This is a genomic window from Hansschlegelia sp. KR7-227 (genome assembly GCF_049446035.1).
Classification (GTDB): Bacteria; Pseudomonadota; Alphaproteobacteria; order Rhizobiales; family Methylopilaceae; genus Methylopila.
Window position 1 is genome coordinate 1559791 of sequence record NZ_JBMSEA010000001.1, and the last position, 21373, is coordinate 1581163.

19 protein-coding genes and 1 tRNA gene are annotated in these 21373 nt (G+C 69.3%); 7 read left to right on the forward strand and 13 right to left on the reverse strand.

From position 1 onward, the window contains the following. Positions 1–416: 416 nt before the first annotated feature. The 5 genes from uvrA to ACO2RJ_RS07265 all read left to right on the forward strand — a co-directional run bounded on the left by uvrA (position 417) and on the right by ACO2RJ_RS07265 (position 6136). Complete coding sequence (gene uvrA, locus ACO2RJ_RS07245) at positions 417–3290, forward strand: excinuclease ABC subunit UvrA (protein ID WP_423268929.1); 2874 nt, start codon at positions 417–419, stop codon at positions 3288–3290. A gap of 303 nt (positions 3291–3593) precedes the next feature. After that, positions 3594–3764 carry a DUF1127 domain-containing protein gene (locus tag ACO2RJ_RS07250; RefSeq protein ID WP_423267315.1) on the forward strand — a complete coding sequence of 57 codons (171 nt, stop codon included), beginning with the start codon at positions 3594–3596 and terminating at the stop codon, positions 3762–3764. 149 nt (positions 3765–3913) lie between these two features. After that, entirely contained in the window at positions 3914–5344 is a 1431-nt protein-coding gene (gene trmFO / locus ACO2RJ_RS07255; RefSeq protein WP_423267316.1) for a methylenetetrahydrofolate--tRNA-(uracil(54)-C(5))-methyltransferase (FADH(2)-oxidizing) TrmFO, read from the forward strand. Continuing rightward, positions 5341–5667, forward strand: coding sequence for a DUF3253 domain-containing protein (locus tag ACO2RJ_RS07260; RefSeq protein ID WP_423267318.1), 327 nt, complete (start codon positions 5341–5343; stop codon positions 5665–5667). The genes trmFO and ACO2RJ_RS07260 overlap by 4 nt, the downstream gene beginning before the upstream one ends. Positions 5668–5746: 79 nt before the next feature. Beyond that, entirely contained in the window at positions 5747–6136 is a 390-nt protein-coding gene (locus ACO2RJ_RS07265; protein WP_423267319.1) for a thioredoxin family protein, read from the forward strand. A 22-nt stretch (positions 6137–6158) separates the two neighbouring features. On the opposite strand, the gene ACO2RJ_RS07270 is transcribed toward ACO2RJ_RS07265, so the two are convergent. Further along, positions 6159–8138 (reverse strand): potassium transporter Kup, encoded by a 1980-nt coding sequence (locus ACO2RJ_RS07270; protein ID WP_423267320.1) that lies wholly within the window; start codon positions 8136–8138, stop codon positions 6159–6161. A gap of 92 nt (positions 8139–8230) precedes the next feature. Then, the gene (locus ACO2RJ_RS07275) at positions 8231–9010 is read right to left on the reverse strand and encodes a YdcF family protein (RefSeq protein ID WP_423267321.1); all 780 of its coding nucleotides are present in this window, start codon (positions 9008–9010) and stop codon (positions 8231–8233) included. 128 nt (positions 9011–9138) lie between these two features. Here ACO2RJ_RS07275 and ACO2RJ_RS07280 point away from each other — a divergent pair, with 128 nt between their 5' ends. Continuing rightward, complete coding sequence (locus ACO2RJ_RS07280) at positions 9139–10260, forward strand: acyltransferase family protein (protein ID WP_423267323.1); 1122 nt, start codon at positions 9139–9141, stop codon at positions 10258–10260. A 69-nt stretch (positions 10261–10329) separates the two neighbouring features. Here ACO2RJ_RS07280 and ACO2RJ_RS07285 read toward each other — a convergent pair whose 3' ends face one another. The 8 genes from ACO2RJ_RS07285 to ACO2RJ_RS07320 form a co-directional block, all read right to left on the reverse strand. Next, positions 10330–11157, reverse strand: a complete 828-nt coding sequence (locus ACO2RJ_RS07285) for a GH25 family lysozyme (protein WP_423267324.1) — start codon at positions 11155–11157, stop codon at positions 10330–10332. 57 nt (positions 11158–11214) lie between these two features. Continuing rightward, positions 11215–11379, reverse strand: coding sequence for a hypothetical protein (locus ACO2RJ_RS07290; protein ID WP_423267325.1), 165 nt, complete (start codon positions 11377–11379; stop codon positions 11215–11217). A gap of 104 nt (positions 11380–11483) precedes the next feature. Then, entirely contained in the window at positions 11484–12905 is a 1422-nt protein-coding gene (mgtE, locus tag ACO2RJ_RS07295; protein WP_423267326.1) for a magnesium transporter, read from the reverse strand. A 178-nt stretch (positions 12906–13083) separates the two neighbouring features. Next, a complete protein-coding gene (locus ACO2RJ_RS07300; protein WP_423267328.1) occupies positions 13084–13800 on the reverse strand; it encodes a PIG-L deacetylase family protein in 717 nt (238 codons plus the stop codon). Further along, positions 13797–14885 carry an acyl-CoA dehydrogenase family protein gene (locus ACO2RJ_RS07305; protein WP_423267329.1) on the reverse strand — a complete coding sequence of 363 codons (1089 nt, stop codon included), beginning with the start codon at positions 14883–14885 and terminating at the stop codon, positions 13797–13799. Before ACO2RJ_RS07305 ends, ACO2RJ_RS07300 begins: the two co-directional genes overlap by 4 nt. Beyond that, positions 14875–15966 (reverse strand): glycosyltransferase, encoded by a 1092-nt coding sequence (locus ACO2RJ_RS07310; RefSeq protein WP_423267330.1) that lies wholly within the window; start codon positions 15964–15966, stop codon positions 14875–14877. Before ACO2RJ_RS07310 ends, ACO2RJ_RS07305 begins: the two co-directional genes overlap by 11 nt. Before the next feature lie 334 nt (positions 15967–16300). After that, positions 16301–16385, reverse strand: a tRNA-Leu gene (locus tag ACO2RJ_RS07315). A 57-nt stretch (positions 16386–16442) separates the two neighbouring features. Beyond that, complete coding sequence (locus ACO2RJ_RS07320) at positions 16443–16727, reverse strand: FliM/FliN family flagellar motor switch protein (protein WP_423267331.1); 285 nt, start codon at positions 16725–16727, stop codon at positions 16443–16445. A 71-nt stretch (positions 16728–16798) separates the two neighbouring features. Here ACO2RJ_RS07320 and lipB point away from each other — a divergent pair, with 71 nt between their 5' ends. Then, complete coding sequence (lipB, locus tag ACO2RJ_RS07325; protein WP_423267332.1) at positions 16799–17548, forward strand: lipoyl(octanoyl) transferase LipB; 750 nt, start codon at positions 16799–16801, stop codon at positions 17546–17548. Between the two features lie 39 nt (positions 17549–17587). On the opposite strand, the gene ACO2RJ_RS07330 is transcribed toward lipB, so the two are convergent. From ACO2RJ_RS07330 to ACO2RJ_RS07340, 3 genes are all read right to left on the reverse strand, one after another. Next, positions 17588–17878 carry an acylphosphatase gene (locus tag ACO2RJ_RS07330; RefSeq protein WP_423267333.1) on the reverse strand — a complete coding sequence of 97 codons (291 nt, stop codon included), beginning with the start codon at positions 17876–17878 and terminating at the stop codon, positions 17588–17590. 40 nt (positions 17879–17918) lie between these two features. Beyond that, positions 17919–19940, reverse strand: a complete 2022-nt coding sequence (locus ACO2RJ_RS07335; RefSeq protein WP_423267334.1) for an acetyl-CoA carboxylase biotin carboxylase subunit — start codon at positions 19938–19940, stop codon at positions 17919–17921. 118 nt (positions 19941–20058) lie between these two features. Continuing rightward, positions 20059–21342: a glycosyltransferase gene (locus ACO2RJ_RS07340; protein ID WP_423267335.1), complete on the reverse strand. Its 1284-nt coding sequence runs from the start codon at positions 21340–21342 to the stop codon at positions 20059–20061. Positions 21343–21373 lie beyond the last annotated feature (31 nt).

Sequence of the window (21373 nt, forward strand, 5' to 3'; positions counted from 1 at the left end):
CGGTCGCGCAGGGATCGCGCCTTGTCCACAATCGCCCGGCCGGCCGTCACGCGGGCCCGACCGATAAGGGCTGGCGCTTTTGTTCCTTTTATGTTCCGTAGCACGGGCGACCGGACCCGACAAGCGGCTCTTGATCCGGCCGGTCGTGATACGACGTAATGCGCGGCGAATGGCGGCCCTCCCCCGCCCCGGGACGATGAGACATGGCGAAGACGACGACGCGGACCGCGACACCGGCTGCGCGAAAAGCGAAGGCCAGCGCGGAACCCGTCCGCGCCGTGAAGCCCGGGGAATCCAAGGTGCAGGCCGCGTCGCACGCGACGAAGCCTGCGAGATCGAAGCCTGCGGCGGTCGCGCTCGAAGCCGCCTTCGACCGGGCGGCCGAGCGGTCGCCCGGCCCCGGCCGCGACGCGCGCATGATCAGCGTCCGCGGCGCGCGCGAGCACAATCTGAAGAACGTCGACCTCGACATTCCGCGCGACAAGCTGGTCGTGTTCACGGGCCTGTCCGGCTCGGGCAAGTCCTCGCTCGCCTTCGACACGATCTATGCGGAGGGCCAGCGCCGCTACGTCGAGAGCCTGTCGGCCTACGCCCGCCAGTTCCTCGAGATGATGCAGAAGCCGGACGTCGATCAGATCGACGGCCTGTCGCCCGCGATCTCGATCGAGCAGAAGACGACGTCGAAGAACCCGCGCTCGACGGTCGCGACCGTCACCGAGATCTACGACTACATGCGGCTGCTGTGGGCGCGCGTGGGCATCCCCTATTCGCCCGCGACCGGGCTCCCGATCGAGAGCCAGACCGTCAGCCAGATGGTCGACCGGCTGAAGGCGCTGCCCGAGGGCTCGCGCCTCTACTTGCTCGCCCCCGTGGTGCGCGGCCGCAAGGGCGAGTACCGCAAGGAGATCGCGGAGTTCCAGAAGAAGGGCTTCCAGCGGCTCAAGATCGACGGGACCTATTACGAAATCGCCGACGCGCCTGCGCTCGACAAGAAGCTGAAGCACGACATCGACGTGGTGGTGGACCGCGTCGTCATCCGCGGCGACATTTCGAGCCGGCTGGCCGACAGCCTGGAATCGGCGCTGGGGCTGGCCGACGGCATCGCGCTCGCCGAATTCGCCGACCAGACGGACGAGAACGGCGATCCGAAGCGGCTGACCTTTTCCGAGAAGTTCGCCTGTCCCGTCTCCGGCTTCACGATCGCCGAGATCGAGCCGCGACTGTTCTCCTTCAACAACCCCTTCGGCGCCTGCCCGGTTTGCGACGGCCTCGGCACCGAGCTCAACGTCGACCCTAATCTGGTCGTCCCGGACGGCGGCCTCACCCTGCGCAAGGGCGCCATCGCGCCATGGGCGCGGTCGACCTCGCCCTACTACGTCCAGACGCTGGACGCGCTGGCGAAGCACTACGGCTTCTCGCTGACGAAGCCCTGGGCCGACCTGCCGGAGAAGGCGCGCAACGTCATCCTCTTCGGCTCGGGGGATGAAAAGGTCCGCTTCGTCTACGACGACGGGCTGCGCGGCTACGAGACGGTGAAGACCTTCGAAGGCGTCGTGCGGAACCTCGAGCGTCGCTGGAAGGAGACCGAGAGCGACTGGGCCCGCGAGGAGATCGGCCGCTACATGTCGGACGTGCCCTGCCTCGTCTGCGAGGGCTACCGCCTGAAGCCCGAGGCGCTCGCCGTGCGCGTCAGCGACAGCCACATCGGCCAGGCGGCCCGGCTGTCGGTCCGCAAGGCGCACGAATGGTTCGAGCAGCTGCCGAACCACCTCACCGCGAAGCAGAACGAAATCGCGTTCCGCATCCTCAAGGAGATTCGCGACCGGCTGCGATTCCTGGTCGACGTCGGCCTCGACTACCTCACGCTCGCGCGCGGGTCGGGTTCGCTGTCCGGCGGCGAGAGCCAGCGCATCCGGCTGGCGAGCCAGATCGGCTCCGGGCTGACGGGCGTGCTCTACGTCCTGGACGAGCCGTCGATCGGCCTGCACCAGCGCGACAACGCGCGTCTGCTCGGGACGCTCGAGCGGCTGCGCGACCTCGGCAACACCGTCATCGTCGTCGAGCATGACGAGGACGCGATCCGGCAGGCCGACTACGTCGTCGACGTCGGCCCGCGGGCGGGCGTCCATGGCGGCCGCATCATCGCGCAGGGCACGCCGGAGGAGGTGATGGCCTCGCCCGACAGCCTCACCGCGCGTTATCTCACCGGCGAACTTTCGGTGCCGACGCCCGCGCGCCGGCGGCCGTTCGACCCGAAGAAGACGTTGAAGGTGATCGGCGCGCGCGCGAACAATCTGAAGGACGTCACCGCCGAAATCCCGCTCGGCGCCTTCACCTGCGTCTCGGGCGTGTCCGGCGGCGGCAAGTCGACGCTGCTGATCGACACCCTGTTCCGCGCCGCCGCGCGCAAGCTGAACGGCGCAAACGAGAACCCCGGACCGCATGAGCGGATTGAGGGGCTCGAGGCGCTCGACAAGGTGATCGACATCGACCAGTCGCCCATCGGGCGGACGCCGCGATCGAACCCCGCGACCTATATCGGCGCCTTCACGCCGATCCGTGACTGGTTCGCGGGGCTTCCCGAAGCCAAGGCGCGCGGCTACCAGCCCGGCCGCTTCTCGTTCAACGTCAAGGGCGGCCGCTGCGAGGCCTGCCAGGGCGATGGGCTCATCAAGATCGAGATGCACTTCCTGCCAGACGTCTACGTCACCTGCGACGTCTGCAAGGGCAAGCGCTACGACCGCGAGACGCTGGAGGTGGTCTATCGCGGCAAGTCGATCGCCGACGTGCTGGACATGACGGTCGACGAGGCCGTGGTGTTCTTCAAGGCCGTCCCGTCCATCCGCGAGAAAATGCAGACGCTGGCGCGGGTCGGGCTCGGCTACGTCAAGGTCGGCCAGCCCGCGACCACGCTTTCCGGCGGCGAGGCGCAGCGCGTGAAGCTCTCGAAGGAGCTGTCCCGCCGGGCGACCGGCCGCACGCTCTACATCCTCGACGAGCCGACCACCGGCCTGCACTTTCACGACGTCGCGAAGCTCATGGAGGTGCTCCACGAACTGGTCGACCAGGGCAACACGGTCGCGGTGATCGAGCACAATCTCGAGGTCATCAAGACCGCCGACTGGATCATCGACATGGGACCGGAGGGGGGCGACGGCGGCGGCCGGGTCGTGGCGATCGGCACCCCGGAGCAGATCGCCCGCGCGAAAGGCAGCCACACAGGGTTCTTCCTCGCCGAGGTGCTGAAGCGGCGTCCGATGAAGCGGCGCCTGGACGACGCCGCGGAGTGAGCGCGTCGCCGCATTCCTGCTCACGCCCATAATTGCGGCGCCGCAGCGTAGCCGAGCGTCGCGATCGTCGACATGCCAAAACCGCTCATTTTCTTTGCTCTGGCGCGGATCGCCCACCGCGTGGGCAGGCGTTAGCTTCCGCTTAACCGGACATGAGTGGCGCGCATTGCAGCAATGCCTGCCTACGCCTAACGCAGCGCGCCAGACTCGCTTATATCGGCTCTACCGAAGCACGACGGCTCAGATATTCCGACGCAAGGGGCGTCGGCCGAACAGCCGCCCTACGAACTGGACGTAAAGACAATGTTGTTCTGGGCTTTCCTCCTGAAGAAGTTCCGCTTCTGGAGCGTGTACAACTCGACCTACAACGAACTGGCGCATCTCGACGACCGCACGCTGGCCGACATCAACGTCCGCCGCGCCGAGATCGGGACCACCGCGCGCCGCGCCGCGCTCAGGTCCATCGCCGCGTGACGCGCACGCCGCGCGTCGCCGAATGAAAGCCCCGGCCCTCCGGGGCTTTTGTTTTTTCGGCGTCGAGATCGACGGATGACGTCCCTTCCCTGGTCTCGTCGCGACTGACGCGCGTTGCTCCGGTCCCGGTCGCCGACTAGGGTCCGGCCATGATCGAAGACACCGCTTCTCCGCCCGTCCATGTCGTTGGCGGCGGCCTCGCCGGCAGCGAGGCGGCGTGGCAGCTGGCTCAGGCCGGCGTCGCCGTCGTGCTGCACGAGATGCGGCCCACACGCGGCACCGACGCGCATCAGACCGACGGCCTGGCCGAGCTCGTCTGCTCCAACTCCTTCCGCTCCGACGACGCCGAACAGAATGCGGTCGGCCTGCTGCATCAGGAGATGCGCGCGCTCGGCTCGCTCATTCTGCGCGCGGCGGACGCCAACCAGGTGCCGGCCGGCGGCGCGCTCGCCGTCGACCGCACAGGATTTTCGGACGCCGTCTCCGCCGCCCTCGCGGCCCATCCGCTCGTCACCGTCGCCCGCGAAGAGATCGCGGGACTGCCGCCGGCCGACTGGGACAGCGTGATCGTCGCGACCGGCCCCCTGACCTCCCCGGCCCTCGCGGACGCGGTCCGCGCGATCACCGGCGAAGGCGACCTCGCCTTCTTCGACGCCATCGCGCCGATCGTCCACGCCGACACGATCGATTTCTCCGTCGCCTGGCGGCAGTCGCGCTACGACAAGGCCGGCCCCGGCGGCACCGGCGCGGACTACGTCAACTGTCCGATGACCCGCGAGCAATATGAGGCGTTCGTCGCAGGCCTCGTCGCGGGCGAGAAGACCTCCTTCAAGGAGTGGGAGGCCTCGACGCCCTATTTCGACGGCTGCCTGCCAGTCGAAATCATGGCCGAGCGCGGGCCCGAGACGCTGCGCCATGGGCCTATGAAGCCGATGGGCCTCACCAACGCGCACAAGCCGGACGAGAAGTCCTACGCCGTGGTCCAACTCCGGCAGGACAACGCGCTCGGCACGCTGTTCAACATGGTCGGCTTCCAGACCAAGCTCCGCCATGCCGAACAGGTTCGCCTGTTCCGCACCATCCCCGGTCTGGAGCGCGCGGAGTTCGCGAGGCTCGGCGGCCTGCACCGCAACACCTATCTCAACGCGCCCAAGCTGTTGGACCGCGTCCTTCGCCTGAAGGCCGAGCCGAGGCTGCGCTTTGCGGGCCAGATCACGGGCTGCGAGGGTTATGTCGAAAGCGCCGCGATCGGCCTGCTCGCCGGGCGTTTCGCGGCGGCGGAGCGACGGGGCGAGAGGCTCGACGCGCCGCCGGCGACGACCGCGCTCGGCGCACTGCTTAGCCACATCACCGGCGGGCATATCGGCGTCGAAGACGACGGGCCCAAGAGCTATCAGCCGATGAACGTCAATTTCGGCCTGTTTCCGCCGATCGAGGGCGCGCTTCGGCTGCCCGACGGCTCCCGCCCGCGCGGCGCCGCCAAGGCGCAGGCGAAGAAGCGCATGTTCACCGACCGCGCGCGCGCCGACCTCGCGGCGTGGCTCGCAGGCGCGCCGGCCGCAGCGGAGGCCGCGGAATGAGCGAGACGATCGAGGATCTGGTGCTGCGGCTCGCGCGCGAGCGCGGCCCGGGCAGGACGATCTGCCCGACCGAGGCGGCGAAGGCCGTCGCCGAACAGCGCGGAACGCCCGACGACTGGCGCGGCAAGCTGACCGCCGTGAAGGCGGCGGCGACCCGCGTCGCGCTGCGGGGCGGCGTCGCGATCTACCGGAAGGGCAAGCCGGTCGACCCGAACGACTTCAAGGGCATCTATCGCATCGGGTTGCCGCCGCCGGCCGACGTCGACGAGTCCGACGAGGCGCCGGCGGCCACGGAGCCGCCGCCGGGAGAGCAGGAGGGCTGAGCGCCGGACCGACTCCCGCGAACCTAATCGGCGCGTTTCGCCGTATCCAGTTCGTCGCAACGTCGTCGAGGCTTCGCCCATGTTCGTCCGCCGCCGCGCGCTCCTGATCGGCGCTGCGCTCGCCGCCCTGCCCCACGCCGGCTTCGCCGCGGAAATGAAGCGCTACGCCAGCGTCAATTTCGACGAGGCCCGTCGCTCGGGAAAGGCCGTGGTCGTCCACATCGACGCGACGTGGTGCCCGACCTGCAAGGCGCAGAAGCCGATCCTGGCGAAGCTGCTCGCCGAGCCGCGTTTCGCCGCCTTCGCAGCGTTCGAGGTCGACTATGACAGCGAGAAGCCGGCGATGCGCGCGCTCAACGCGCCGGACCGCAGCACGATCCTCGTGTTCAAGGGCGGCCGGGAGGCGGCGCGCGGGACGGGCGACACGACGGAGCCCGCGATCGCGGCGCTGCTTGAAGAGGCGCTCTGACAGGCGCCCGCACGCCAGCGCGTCACACCACCATCTGGTTGCCGAGCTCGACCACGCGCCCGGCGGGGATCCGAAAATACTCCGTCGCGTCGTAGGACTGGCGCACGAGCCCGATGAACAGATGGTCCTGCCACAGCGGCATGCCGACGCTCGCCGACGCCCGGAAGGAGCGGCGGCCGACGAAAAACGACGTCTTCATCATGTCGAACGGCAAGCCCTGCTCGCGCGCCTGGGCGAGCGCGCGCGGCAGGTTCGGGTCCTCCATGAAGCCGTAGCGCACCTCGAGCGTCGCGAAGTCCTCGGAGACCTTCTTGAACGCCACCCGCTCCGGTTCGGCCACGGTCGGCTGGTTCAACGTGTGCACCGTGAGGATGACGTTGCGCTCGTGCAGCACCTTGTTGTGCTTCAGATTGTGCAGCAGCGCCGGCGGCGTGATCTCAGGCGACGACGTCAGATACATCGCCGTGCCCTTCACCCGCGTAGCCGAACTCGTGGACATCGACTTCGCGAATTCGCCGAGCGGAATGCTTTCGCGCCGGATGCGGCCCTCCACGAAGCGCACGCCGCGGATCCAGGTCCACATCAGCACGACCATGGCGCCGCCCAGCAGCAGCGGGATGTAGCCGCCGTCCTTCAGCTTGAGGAGGTTCGCGCTGAGAAAGGTGAAGTCGACGACGAGGATCGGCACCATCATCGCGAGCGCGAGCGGCCAGCCCAGCTTCCAGGACTTCGCGATCACGACGGTGGCGAGCACGCTCGTCATGATCATCGTGCCGGTGACCGCGATGCCGTAGGCAGCGGCCAGCCGGCTCGACGTCTGGAACACCAGGACCAGCACCAGGACGCCGGCCAGCATCAGCCAGTTCACCTTCGGCATGTAGATCTGGCCGTGCTGGGTCTCCGAGGTGTGCTGCACCTCGAGATGCGGCAGCAGGCCGAGCTGCATCGCCTGCCGGGTCAGGGAATAGGCCCCGGATATGACCGCCTGGCTTGCGACGATGGTGGCGGCGCAGGCGAGCAGAACGAAGGGCAGCCGCGCCCATTCCGGCGCCATCAGGAAGAACAGGTTCTCGATCGCATCCGGATGTGAGATCGCCAGCGCCGCCTGACCGAGATAGTTGATCGCGAGCGCGGGCAGGACGAGGCCGAGCCAGGCGGTGCGGATCGGGCCGGGGCCGAAATGGCCCATGTCGGCGTAGAGCGCCTCCGCGCCGGTCACCGCAAGGAAGGTCGCCCCGAGCACGACGAAGCCGACGAACTTGTGCTCGATGAGAAAAAGCACCGCATGATAGGGGTTCAGCGCCGCGATCACGCCCGGCGCATCCATGACGTGGCTCGCGCCGAGCAAAGCGAGCGTCAGGAACCAGACCACCATCAGGGGGCCGAACAGCGCCGCGACCTTGCCGGTGCCGAAGGACTGCACGGCGTAGAGGCCGAAGATGATGACCAGCGTCATCGGCAGCACATACGGCTCGAGGATCGGGCTCGCGACCTTGAGGCCCTCGGCCGCCGAAAGCACGGACACCGCAGGCGTGATGATCGCGTCGCCGTAGAACAGCGCGGCGCCCACGACGCCAAGCGCGAGCAGCGGGGTGCTGACCCGTCCCATCGCCTCCTGCGCGAGGGCCATGAGTGACAGCGTGCCGCCCTCCCCATGGTTGTCCGCACGCAGCAGGATGAAGACGTATTTGTAGGTGACGACGACGATCAGCGCCCAGATCAGCAGCGAGGTGATGCCGATGACCTCCTCCATGCTCGGCCGGTGGCCGAGATGGAGCAGCGACTCGCGCATCGCGTAAAGCGGGCTGGTGCCGATGTCGCCGTAGACGACGCCGACGCTTCCGATGGTCGCCGTCCAGAAGCCGTGCCGCTTGCCGGTGACCTCGGTTGCCTGGGCGAGAGTGGCGCCGTGCGTGCCGGTCGCGCCCGCCGGGAGCCCGCCGTCCGCCGGTGCGGCGGACGGCGATGGCGCGGCGACGCCGTCGTTCAAACCACTCGTCATGAAGTTCTGAAGGCCCAGCTTGCCTGAGGGGTGGTGTCGCCGTCAAACCGTAGCGCCGCTTTGGCGCAGCGCAACGCAGTATCTGTCCCGGATCAGGGGCGGGGCAACGGGGCGGTCACATATCCCAGCATCCAGTAGCTCACAAGTCCGACCCATTCGCGCGCCGCGACGTCGGTGCGCCGGAGGCCGGCGCTGACGGTGGAGAACGGCCGCCACACGTCCTCCCAGCCGCGGGTGCGGTAGTCAACCGGCCAAGCTTCCACGGGGAAATCCGCGGCGCGGAAGACACCGACCGCGCGAGGCATATGATACGCGGACGTGACGAGCAGCCAGCGCTCGCCAGCCGCGGGATTGGCGAGAGCGCGCGCGAACCGAGCGTTCTCCACCGTGTTCCGCGCCTTGTCCTCGAGCTCGATCCTCTCCCGCGCGACCCCGAAACTCGCCAGCATGCGCGCGGCGAGCTCGGCCTCGGTGGCGCCGCCGAAGATCAGGCCGTTGGAGCCTCCCGTGAAGACGATGCGGGCTTGCGGCCAGCGTCGGGCGAGCTCGGCGATCTCGGTCAGCCGCTCAGCCGCCTCCGTCAGCGCGACGGCGTTGCGAGAGCCGGCCACCACGGTGTCGAAGGATCCCCCGAGCACGACCAGGCCGGTCGGCGGCGGATCCTGCGCCGCGCGCGGGAAGCGCTCCTCCAGGGGGATCAAGAGGAGGTTTCCGAGCGGCGACAGGCCGGCCGTCGCGATCAGGGCGACCGACACGGCCATCGCGCAGACCGCCGGGCCGCGGTAGCCGAACAGCGCCGCGACGAGACCGGCCAGTCCGAGCAGAACAAGAGCGTTCGACGGAGCGGCCAAAAAGCCGAGAATCTTGGACACGACAAAGAACATCCGTTCGCAACCTCGATCAGCGCGGCGCCTGGACAGGACCCGCGACTCTTTTTTCATCGTTGGCGGGTTATAAGCTTCTGCCGCGCCGCCCGGGCGCGGCCAGCCGGAAAGAGGCCGTGTCCCTGACGCTCGCCGAATGCCTTGCGCGCAAGGACAACGATCTCGCTGCGGTCCGGATCCTCGCGGCGACGGCCGTGCTGCACGCGCACGCCTGGGTGGTCACGACCCCCGGCGTGAAGACGGAAGACTTCTTCCACGTCTTCGCCTTCTCGCTCGACTTCCACGGCGTTCACGCCTTCTTCATCCTGTCCGGGATGCTGCTGACGCGCAGCTTGATGGAGCGGCCGGACGCGCTGCGCTTCGTCGTGGCGCGGCTGATGCGGTATCTCCCGGGCATTTTCGTTTCCGCGACGGTCGCGGCCCTGATCGTCGGGCCTTTGGCGACGCGGCTCAGCCTCGCCGACTATTTCGCGGGCGGCGCGCCCTTCGCCTTCATCGCGGGGGTGACGAGCCTCCTCGACATCAACGCGCCGTTGCCGGGCGTGTTCGGAACCGGCGGAGAGCCCGGCACGCTCTACATCCCGCTCTGGACCATCCACTATGAGCTGGTGTTCGCCATCGCGCTCGCAGCCATCTGGGCGCTTGGGCTGATGCGCCTGCGTTGGCTGGTGTTCGCCGGCTTGGTCGCGACCCTGGCCGTCGCGCTCGTCTGGTTCTGGCATGGCGAGGCTCATCTGCGCTTGGGCACGCCGCACCATCTCGTCCGCTTCTGCACCGCTTTCGGCATCGGCGTCGCGCTCGCGACCTTCGCGGACCGCGTCCCGGTCTCCGGCAGGCTGATGCTCGCCGTCCTTCTCATCACGGCGCCTCTGGCCTATTCCCCTCTCGCCGCGCTCGCCGGCATGGCGCTGATCGCCTACGGCATGCTGTGGATCGGCTTCAAGGGCGGGCCGATCGCGCACGCCTTGGCGCGGCTCGGCGTCTGGTCCTATGGCTTCTATGTCTCCGGCTTCCTCATCGAGCAGGTGCTGGCGCACGCCTTCCCCGGCTGGTCGGCCTGGGCCGTGTTCGGCGTCGCCTTCGCGCTGTCGATCGTCGCTGGCGGTCTGTCCTGGCGCTACGTCGAGCGCCCCGCGATCGCCCGCACCGGCTACGTCACCGCCGCGCTGCGCCGGCTGCCGGCGCTTCGGAAGGTCGAGCCGGGCGATCGACCGGCGTCCGTCGCGCCTCGGGACTGAGGCAGGCATCCGACGAGACGGCGCGCTACGCCCGCGAGGGCGGCCGGGTGTCGGCGCGTGGATGAATGATCAGCGGCCGGTGGAGGCGAACCGGCGCCAGCTGGCGACGTCGCCGACGAACACGTTCTGGTCGACGTTGCCGGTCACGCCCGCGACCCGACCTGTCGCCGTGTGTTGCCAGATCGAGAACGAGCGGGAAGCGTCGTACTTCAGACTGGGATGACCGGCGACGCTCCGGAGCCAGAAGTGGTAGCCCGGGAAGGCCCCGACCAGTCGGTCGCGGTGGAAGTCGACGCTGGAGTAGATCGCCGGACGCTTGCCGTAGTGCTTCTCGATCATCCGCAGGAAGACCGACATCTCGCGATGGACCTCGTCCGCCGGCGGACGCCGCTTGCAGCTCGGCGACAGGTGATTCCACTCCATGTCGAGCACGACGGGGAGCGCCTGCGGATCGACCGGCACGTTCCGGATGAACCAGGCGGCCTGCTCCGCCCCGGTGCGGCAGAAATAGTAGAAGTGGTACGCGCCGCGCGGGACGCCCGCCGCCTTGGCGGCCGCCCAGTTCTCGGCGAAGCGGTCGTCGACGCGGTCGCCGCCCTCGGTCGCCTTGATATACGCGAACGACGTGCCGGCCGCGCGCACGGAGGCCCAGTCGACCGTTCCCTGGAACTTTGAGACGTCGACGCCCTTGATGGCGTGATCGTCCGGCGTGGTGACGCCGCCGAACAGGGGCGACACCGTGCCCACCTGGGTGTCGATCGTGGTCCTGAGCGCGGTTCGCTCCACGTCCACGTCGCCCGCCACCGACGAGCATGCCGACAGGGCGAACCCGCCGAGCAGCGCGACAGCGGCGCAGCAGGCGCGCAGGCGCGCGGCGCATCCCCCGGTTCGACCCATCAGCCCCGATGTCTCCTCAACGCGCGCACTCTAAGCCGAGAGGCGACGACGCGCCCTTCACGGACGCGTGATAGAGTCCTGCACGCGATGCTGCATTTCGACCGCGGCCACGACGTCCGAACGCTGGCGCTGCCGGGGTTCGTCGATGGCGACGACGAGGGTCCCGAGTAGCCCGGCGAAGACGACGCAGCCGACAAGGCGCGCGACCATCGGTTCGATCATGGCGCTGCTCCTCTTCGAGATGACGGTGATGACGCCGGCACGTTAAAGCGAGAAACGTGGCCAAATCGTTAACGATCCGCTCACCATGTCCTACCGAGCCGCGCTCACGCGCCCAGTCCGAGGCCGAACCACCAGGTCGCAAGCCCGAGAAAGCTGAAGAAGCCGACGGTGTCGGTGACGGTCGTGAGGAACACGCCCGAGGCGACCGCAGGGTCGGCCTTCAGCCGATCGAGGCCGAGCGGGATCAGGATGCCGAACAGGCCGGCGCAGACCAGGTTGACGACCATGGCGGTCGCGATGATCGCTCCGAGCTGCAGGTTGCCGAACCACGCGCTGGCGGCGCATCCGATCAAGGCCGCGAGGATGACGCCGTTGGCGAGGCCGACCAGGGTCTCGCGGCCGACCAGACGGCGGGCGTTGTGGCCGCCGATGTCGCGCGTCGCGAGCGCGCGCACGGCGACCGTCATGGTCTGCGTGCCGGCGTTGCCGCCCATGGAGGCCACGATCGGCATCAGCACGGCGAGCGCCACCATCTGCTCGATGGTCGCCTCGAACAGCCCGATCACGCTCGCCGAAAACACGGCGGTGCACAGATTGATGAGCAGCCAGGGGATGCGGCTCTTGGCGGTGTAGAAGACGGTGTCGGAGATTTCCTCGTCGCCGGTGACGCCGCCGAGGGCGCGCAGGTCCTCGTCGGCCTCCTCCTCGATGACGTCGACGATGTCGTCGACCATGAGGACGCCGACCAGCCGGCCGCCGTCGTCGACGACGGCGGCGGAGACGAGATTGTAGCGTTCGAAGACGCGTGCGGCGTCCTCCTGGTCGTCGGTCGCGCGGATGGTGCGCGGATCCTCCTCGAGGATGTCCGAGATCTGCGTGCTGCGCCGGGTCCGTAGCAGCCGGTCAAGCGGCACCGAGCCCAGCAGCTTGTGGGCGGGATCGACGACGAAGATCTCGTAAAAGGTCTCGGGCAGGCCTTCAGCGTCGGCGAGGTAGTCGATCGTATGTCCGACGGTCCAGAACGGCGGCGCCGCGACGAACTCCGTCTGCATGCGGCGGCCGGCCGACTCTTCCGGATAGTCGAGGCTGCGCGTCAGGGCGACGCGGTCGAGCGCCGGCAGCTGCGCCAGGATCGCGGCGCGGTCGGCTTCGTCCAGGTCCTCGAGGATGTAGACGGCGTCGTCGGAATCGATGTCCCGGACGCCTTCGGCCACGGTCTCCGGGGGCAGCTCCTCGAGAAGCTGCGTGCGGACGGTCTGATCGACCTCGGTCAGCGCCGTGAAGTCGAAATGGACGCCGAGCAGCTCGATGAGCTTCGGCCGATCGTCGGCCTGAAGGGTCTCGATCAGGTCGCCGACGTCGGATTCGTGGAGGTCGCCGGCGAGCTCGCGCACCCGCGCGGTGTCGTTCGCGCCGATCGCCTCGGCCACCCCCTCCACGAAACTCGCGAGCAGGCGTCCGTCCTCGTCGCGGATGCCGGCGTCCGCCTCGGGCTTCGTATGGCGCGTGTCGGCGTCAGCGGTCATCGCGCCCTCGGCGGCTCAGGCATGTTCGAGGAAGAACGTCGTGGGCGGGGTGTAGGTCTTTAGGTGCGGCGCGGCAACCATGCGGGGAAGGATCGGGACGGCGAACGGCCGGCACGGCCACGTGGGTCCCAGGGATCCCCGTCGGACCGGATCTTCGCCTCGAAACCGTCGGGGTTGATCAGGTCGCGGCGCAAGGCCGCCAGTAGACCTCGCAGGCGCCCGTCAGACGCTCGATCGTATGAGGGCTGAGCTGGAAGGCGTCGGGGTCGTCGCGGATCACGCCTTCGATCTGCGTGCGGTGGGCCTCCACGGCTGCCCGCTTCGCCGCCCGCGTCTCGGAGACGTCGATCTCCACGCGCTCGGCCTCCCCGGTGCGCGGCCGGTCTTCGGGAGCCCCGATCTCGTCCAGCCAGACTGCGTATTCCAAGATTTTCGGCTCCTGGCCGGCAGCCTGCAGCGCGTCGCGGGCGAGCGCCCAGGAATCGCGATGGTCACGATGGGGATCGCGCCGCCAGGGCGTCAGCACGAGATCCGGCCGCAGCCATTCGACGATGGCCGTCAGCGCCGTCAGGGCCGCCTCGCGCTCCGGCGTTCCGGCCTTTGGCATGCCGGCGTCCGGCAGGCCGAGAAAGCTCGACTGCGCCGGATCGGCCCCCAGCCTGCGCAGCGCTTCCCTCGCCTCCTCCGCGCGGTGCGAAGCGAGCCTCTCGCGCGGCCAGCTCCGCGAGTTCGGGTGCGAGGCGCCGCCGTCGGTCACGAAGACGACGTGCACTCGGGCGCCCCGGCGCACGAGCGCGGCCATCAGACCGCCGCAGCCGAGCGACTCGTCGTCGGGATGCGGCGCGACGACGAGCGCGGCCGACACCCCTCGCGCGGCCTCGGCCGCCGCGATCATCGAGAGCGGCGTCGCAAGGCGAGACCGGGCTCCCACTCGCCGCTGGCGATCGCGGCTCCGAACCCGCCGGCGGCTCCGTCCGGGTTCGGCTGCCTGAGATAGGTGCGCAGGTCGCGCAGCAGCCGTTCGAGCCGATGCGGCGCGATGAACCCCGCCGCGCCCACCGCGCGCTCCGCCTCTTCCAGCACGTCAAGCGCGGCGCGCTCCACGGCCACGCGCCCGCCGTCGACGGTCGCGCGCAGCGCCGCGTCGTCGTCCGGCGCGCGGGCGGTCGCCCAGGCGTCCGCCATGCGCCCCAGCCAGAGATAGCCGGTCTCCACCGCCGTCCCCATACGCGCGAGCCGCGCCGCCTGATGCGGATCGGCGGCCCGCTTCGTCCTCCGGAGATGCTCGACGGCGGCGTCCATCACGGCGTGCGCGCCGCCGACCTGAACGGCCAGGAACCGCGCGGCCCCAGCCGAGAACCAGGGTGGGGCGAGATAATCGTCGCCTTTGCCGAGCGCCCAGTCCGGCTGGATCGCCAGTCCCGTGAAGTCGGCGATATGGCTGCCCGACGCGCGCATCCCGAGAGGCCGCCACCAGGAGCGGTCGACCCGCAGACCGGCGGTCGGCGCCACGATCATCTGGCGGCGCCCCTGCTCCGCCACGGTGACGATGGCGTAGGACAATCCGTCGACGCCCGAGGCGAAGTTCTTCTTGCCTTGGAGCCGACCATCCTCGATCCGGAGCGGATCGCCCGGCGCGTCGGTGTTCCAGACCCCGAACAGGGCCCCGTCCTCGGCCGCCCGGCGATAGGCCGCGCGCTGCGCGTCGTCGCCGTACAGCTCGATCAAGAGCAGCGCGTTGACATGCCCCTCGAAGATGCGACCGACGTTCAGGTCGCCCCGGCCGACGGCGGCGAGCAACTGCAGCAGGATGCGCGTCTCGCGGGCCGCAAGCGGCGGCTCCGCGACCACCCCGCATGCCGTGAGCTCGTCGAAGGCCCGCCTCGGAAACGCGCCGTCCTCGTCGCGCGAAGCGGCGTCGGCCGCCACCGCGGCCGTCAGGACCGAGAGCTTGTCCTCGTCCGGAGCGTCACGCAGCATTGGCATCGGCCTTCAATTCCTCGATCCTCCTCGAGACTATCTCGATGGCGACCGACGCCGGCACGATCCCCGGAGCGTCGGGATCGTCGGCCGCGTACCGCTCGATCAACGCCGTCGGGGACCACCTCATCGAGGTCGCTTCCTGCCATGGCGGCGGCGCGCCCCGTGGCCGGATCTCCTCCTCGCCGGGCGATGCGCGGAACCCGCGGATCGCGTGGCGGAGCCACAGTCTCGCCTCGACCGACTCGGGCGCCTCGACGAGCAAGGGCCGCGCTTCGGCCTCGTCGCTCCGCCAGCGCTTGAGGCAATCGGCCATGCCGCCGCTGGCGCGGCCGTCGAGGCGGGCCGAGACCACGATCTCCACCGCAGTCGGGTGGCGCAGCCGATAGCCGGCCGCCCGCGCCTTGGCGACGAAACGCAGATCCTCGCGGAAAGGCACGGGCTCCATGCCGCCGAGAGCGCGATACACGTCCGCCCTGACCGCGAGGCTGCCGCCGGTATGGTCGTGATGACGCGGCCAGGGGTCGTATGGAAGCGGGTCGATGAGGGCGGCGAGTTCGTCGCAGAGATCATGGTAGCGGCATACGGCTCGGGCCCGGCGTATCACGCCGGGGTCTAGTTCGGCCTCCTCGGCGGGGTCGCCGATCAGCCTGCCGCCGACGAGATCGGCGCCCGCGGCCACGGCGCGCAGGTTCTCGGCGATCCAGCTCGGACTGGGAATGGCGTCGGCGTCCGTGGTGAGAATCACGCCGCCCGTCGGCGCGAGGTAGGACGCGGCATTCATCGCCAAGCTGCGCGCGCCGCCAGCATGAGCCGCTTCGGGCGCCAGTTCGATCTCGAGCAGCGTTAGGGCGATCGACGGAAAGCGCGCCGCCGCGTTGCGCGCCACCTCACGGGATCGATCGCGGCAGTTGCTCAGAAGGAGGACGACTGGCAGGGGTTGACGGAACATGCCGTCCGGCCGCTGAGCCCCAAGCGCCGCGATAAGATATGGCAGCCGTTCCTCTTCATCGCGTGCAGGAACCGCCACCACAGGGGGAAAGCTTGATTGATCCACGTTCCAAACATCGCCTGCGCTCATCCGAACTCTAAACCTGCGCGCGCGCGGAGTCGTTCCGTCGACGGTCGGTCCGTAGGGAACGATTCGCAGCGGCCGGCGGTGAAAGCGAACGGCCTTCGCACCCGACGCTGCAGCGCCCGCGGGTTGGACGTCAGCGCGGAGACTGAGAAATGAAGGCGCCTTTGCGGCTTGGCGGAGCCGCCGACCGCCCCGAACCGGTCGAGCGAAACGAAAACGGCCCGCACGAGGCGGGCCGTTTCGTCGATCGGAGGTCCAGGAGACCGGGTCGGTCCTACGTCACGGGGTGACGCGAGATCAAACGCCAAATTCCTGCGATCGCTCAGCGAATGAGCGCTGGTGCGGTCGAGAAGACTCGAACTTCCACGGGTTGCCCCACAGCGACCTCAACGCTGCGCGTCTACCAGTTCCGCCACGACCGCGGCGGCGTGCTGATAGCAAATCGACATCGTCATGCCAAGCGCGTTCCGGAGCCGTCGTCAGACCGCCACGGCGATTTCGGCGCCGCCGACCACCCTTTCGGTCCGCGCGTCTTGCGATCGAAGCAAAAGGGACGTGATTTCGACGCCGATGCGGTCGCCGTTGACGACGACCACGCCATGCGCGACGGCATGGTCGTTGGCGAACAGCGTCACGAAGTCGTTCTCGGTCGCGCCAAGCTCGATCACCGCCCCGCGGCCCATGCGCAGCAGCTGGTGCACCGGCATGACGGTGGCGCCGAGGACCACGGAAAGCTCGACGTTGACCTTGTCGATCGGGCGCACTTCAACCACGTCTCCACCGGCGCGGCCGAGCCGCGCCGTCCCCCTCACGCTGCCACGCGTATGGTTAAGGCATGATTGATCCGCCGCCCGGGCTCCGCCGCGACCAGATCGAGCCTCTGCTGACGCTTGCGCCCGGCCATCCCCCGGTGGAGTGGCGCGTGTCCGACGCGCCGGTGGGCTACGAGGCCGCCGTGGCCGCGATGGAGGCGCGCGCGGCCGACATCGCGGACGGTCATGCGCCCGAACTCGTCTGGCTGCTGGAACATCCGCCGCTCTACACGGCGGGCACCAGCGCGAACGCCGCCGATCTCGTCGAGCCCGCCCGGCTGCCGGTGTTCGCGACCGGCCGCGGCGGGCAATACACCTATCACGGGCCTGGCCAGCGCATCGCCTATGTCATGCTCGATCTGAAGCGCCGCAAGCCGGACCTGCGGGCCTATGTCGCCGCGCTGGAGGCCTGGCTGATCGCGACGCTCGACCGATTCGGCGTCGCCGGCGAGCGCCGCGAGGACCGCGTCGGCGTCTGGGTGCGTCGGCCGGAGCGCGGCCGCGGCGCGGAGGACAAGATCGCGGCTATCGGGGTGCGCGTGAAGCGCTGGGTGACGCTGCACGGCGTCAGTCTCAACGTCGAGCCCGACCTGTCGCACTACGCGGGGATCGTCCCCTGCGGCGTGCGCGATCACGGCGTGACGAGCCTCGTCGACCTCGGCCGGATCGTCACCATGGACGAGGTCGACATGGCGCTGAGGGCGAGCTTCGAAGAGATTTTCGGGGCCGCGCCGGCGCACGCGCCGCAGCCCAGTCTCGTCGCACAAGCCTGATCGGCCGCCGGGGTTTGGCGCCGGCCGCCGTCGCCCCTCTCACCCGTCGTCAGCGATCTCCACGCCTTGGACTTCCGGCAGATCGGCCGGATCTGCGATCGATCGCTCGACCGACGTCACCTCCGCGTGCGGCGGTCCGGCGCGACAGGCCTCGGCGAACGCGTCTATCCGCTCTTTCGGGCCGCCGACGAGCGCCTCGACGCCGCCGTCCGACAGGTTGCGCACCCAGCCGCGCAGACCGAGCGACGTCGCGGTGCTCTGCGCCCATTTGCGATAAAACACGCCCTGCACGCGGCCGGCGATTGCGATGCGTTCGATGCGGTCAGCCATGAGGCTGGAGATGGGCGCTGGCGCGAAGCCGGCAAGCCGCTCAGGCGAACTCGAGGATCACCGCGTCGACCGCGAGGCTGTCGCCGGCCTTGACGTGGACCTTGGAGACCACGCCGTCGCGTTCGGCGCGCAGCACGTTCTCCATCTTCATCGCCTCGACCACCGCCAGCGTCTCGCCGGACTTGACCTCCTGGCCCTCCTCGACCGCGATCGAGACCACGAGGCCCGGCATCGGGCAGAGCAGCTGCTTCGACGTGTCGGCGATCGTCTTCTCCGGCATCATCGCGAAGAGCTCGGCGATGCGCGCACCGTGGACGCGGGCGTAGACCGCGACGCCGCGATGGGCGAGGTCGTAGCCGTAGGCGTCCGCGCGCTTGCGCACCTGCACCGAGACGCGGCGGCCGTCGATCTCGCCCGTCCAGACCGGCTGGCCGGGCCGCCAGTTCGTGATGACGCGGCGCAACGTGGCCTCGCCGCCCGTCTCGTCCAGCACCCTCACCAGAACCGCGTCGCCCTCCGCCGAGGTCTCGACGCGCGTCGGCGCGCCGTCCAGCAGAACGGTGCGCAGGCGCTCCTTGGTGGCGGCGCCCTTGCGCAGCTGATGCGAGATCATGCGGCGGCGCTCCATGACCATCGAATCGATCTGGGCGGCGACCGCGACCAGCGTCTCCTCGATCTCGCCGTCCGGCTTGCGCGGGGCGAAGCCGTCCGGGAACTCTTCCGCGATGAAGCCGGTCGAGAGGTTCCCCTCCCGCCAGCGCGGATGCTCCATCAGGGCGGTGAGGAACGGGATGTTGTGCTGGATGCCCTCGATCCCGAACGCGTCGAGCGCCTGGCCCTGAGCTTCGATCGCCGCGAGGCGGTCCGGGCCGTGCGTGACGAGCTTGGCGATCATCGGGTCGTAATGCAGCGAGATCTCGCCGCCTTCGGTGACGCCGGTGTCGTTGCGCACCGTGATCCCACCCTCGACCGTTTCGGCGGGCGGGCGATAGGCGGTCAGCCGGCCGATGGAGGGCAGGAAATTGCGGTACGGGTCCTCGGCGTAGATGCGGCTCTCGACCGCCCAGCCGGTGAGCTTGACGTCCGACTGCCTGATCTTGAGCTCTTCGCCTGCCGCGACGCGGATCATCTGCTCGACGAGGTCGATGCCGGTGACCAGCTCGGTGACCGGATGTTCGACCTGCAGGCGCGTATTCATTTCGAGGAAGTAGAACGACTTGTCCTGTCCGGCGACGAATTCGACCGTGCCGGCGGAATCGTAATTCACCGCTCTCGCCAGCGCGACCGACTGCTCGCCCATCGCCCGGCGCGTCGCCTCGTCGAGCAGCGGCGACGGCGCCTCCTCGACGACCTTCTGGTTGCGCCTCTGGATCGAGCATTCGCGCTCGCCGAGATAGATGATGTTGCCGTGCTTGTCCCCGAGGATCTGGATCTCGATGTGGCGCGGATTCTCGATGAACTTCTCGATGAACACGCGATCGTCGCCGAAGGACGACTTCGCTTCGGACTTCGACGCCCGGAAGCCTTCCGCCACCTCCTGTTCGGAATAAGCGATGCGCATGCCCTTGCCGCCGCCGCCCGCCGACGCCTTGATCATCACGGGGTAGCCGATCTCGCCGGCGATCTTGACCGCCTCCTGGACGTCCTCGATCACGCCGAGATTGCCCGGGACCGTCGAGACATTGGCCTTGGCGGCCGCCTTCTTCGACTCGATCTTGTCGCCCATCGCCTCGATCGCGCCGGGGTTCGGGCCGATGAAGACGATGCCGTTCGCCTGCAGCGCCTCGGCGAAGGCGGCCCGCTCCGACAGGAAGCCGTAGCCCGGGTGGATGGCCTCGGCGCCCGTCTCCTTGGCGGCTCTGATGATGTTGTCGATCACGAGGTAGGACTGCGCCGCCGGCGGCGGCCCGATCAGCACCGCCTCGTCGGCCATCTCGACATGCAGCGCGTCCTTGTCCGCCTCGGAGAACACCGCGACCGTCTTGATCCCCATCCGCCGGGCCGTCTTGATCACGCGGCAGGCGATCTCGCCGCGGTTGGCGATCAGGATTTTCTTGAACATGGCGAAGGAGACCCCCGGACGGGAACGCCGTCCCGCAGGGGACGCTTGAGCTGCGTGGATGTTTAAGGGCGCCCGCGGGCGGCCGTCCACTCTCCGAAGGGCGCAGAGTCCCGCGGAGTCAGACGCACCCGGCGGCCCGGCGCGGCGCCGAAAGGTTGCAGAATTCGGCTTCGAGCAGGTCGCAGGCCTCGCCGATCGCGTCCACGCCCTTGCAGGCGGCGGCGGCCTCGGCGCAGCGTTTCGCGACCTCACCGGAGGCGATCAGCCGTCCAAGCGTCGCGGCCGCGCGATCGGCCGAGAACCTGCGGCGCGGCAGCGTGTCGCCGCAGCCGAGCCGCCGGACGCGCTCGGCGTGGTCGAACTGGTCGAACGCCATCGGCACGATCAGTTGCGGAACGCCGGCGCCGAAGGCGAGCGCGGTGGTGCCGACGCCGCCGTGATGGACCAAAGCCGAACAGCGCGGCAGCACGTCTCCGAGCGGCGCGTATTGCGCGGCGAAGGCGATGCTCGCGAGGTCCGGCGGCAGATTGAGCGGCTGGTGGGACAGCACGAGGCAGCGCCTACCGATGCGGGCGCAGGCCTCGATCGCGGCGCGGTAGAGCTTGGTCGAGCCGAAACGGGCGGAGCCGAAGGTCACGGCGATCGGCGGCTCCCCCGCGTCGAGGAAGGCGCGCAGAGGTTCATCAAGCTGGCCGAAGCGGGCCCCGAACTGGTCGGCGCGGGGGAATCCGAGCTGGCGCACGCGCTTCGGCCAGTCGGGCTGCGCCGGCGCGAACCAGTGCGGCGCAAGCAGCAGCACGCCCGCGCGGGCGTGCCACCATTTGCGGATCTTCTTCAGCCGCTTCAGGCCGACCGTCGCGCGGAACGCGTTGAGATCGGCCAGCAAAAGCTTGGCGATGAACGAGCTGTAGAGCCCCGTCTGCAGCTTCCACTTGAGCCATTTCGGCAGCCAGGCGGGGACGCGCATATAGGGCACGCGGGTCGGCTCGTACCGGCTCGCGAACATGATGGGGGTCAGGTGCACGGTGACGGTGGGGACGCCCAGCGCCTCCTCCGCGACCCGCGCGCCGAGCGCGAGGCTGGACGCCAGCACCAGCGTTTCGCCCGCGCGGTCGCGCTCGGCGATGAAGTCGTAGGTCGGTTTGAAGAACGCCGCGATCGACGAGAACAGGCGCCGCCCGCCGCGGAACGGGCGCCAGAAATCGGGATGCTCGAACAGACCCTCATAATCTTCGGCCGACATCAGCGGCTCGAAGGCGACGCCGGCGCGACGAACGGCGATCTCGAAGGTCGCGGCGGTCGACATCGTCACGTCGTGACCGCGCTTGGTGAGCTCCGCGGCGAGGCCGATGAAGGGCAGGACGTCGCCGTAAGTCCCGATGGAGACGACTAGGATGCGCATCAACAAATCCCGGCGACGCGTGAGGCCCCAT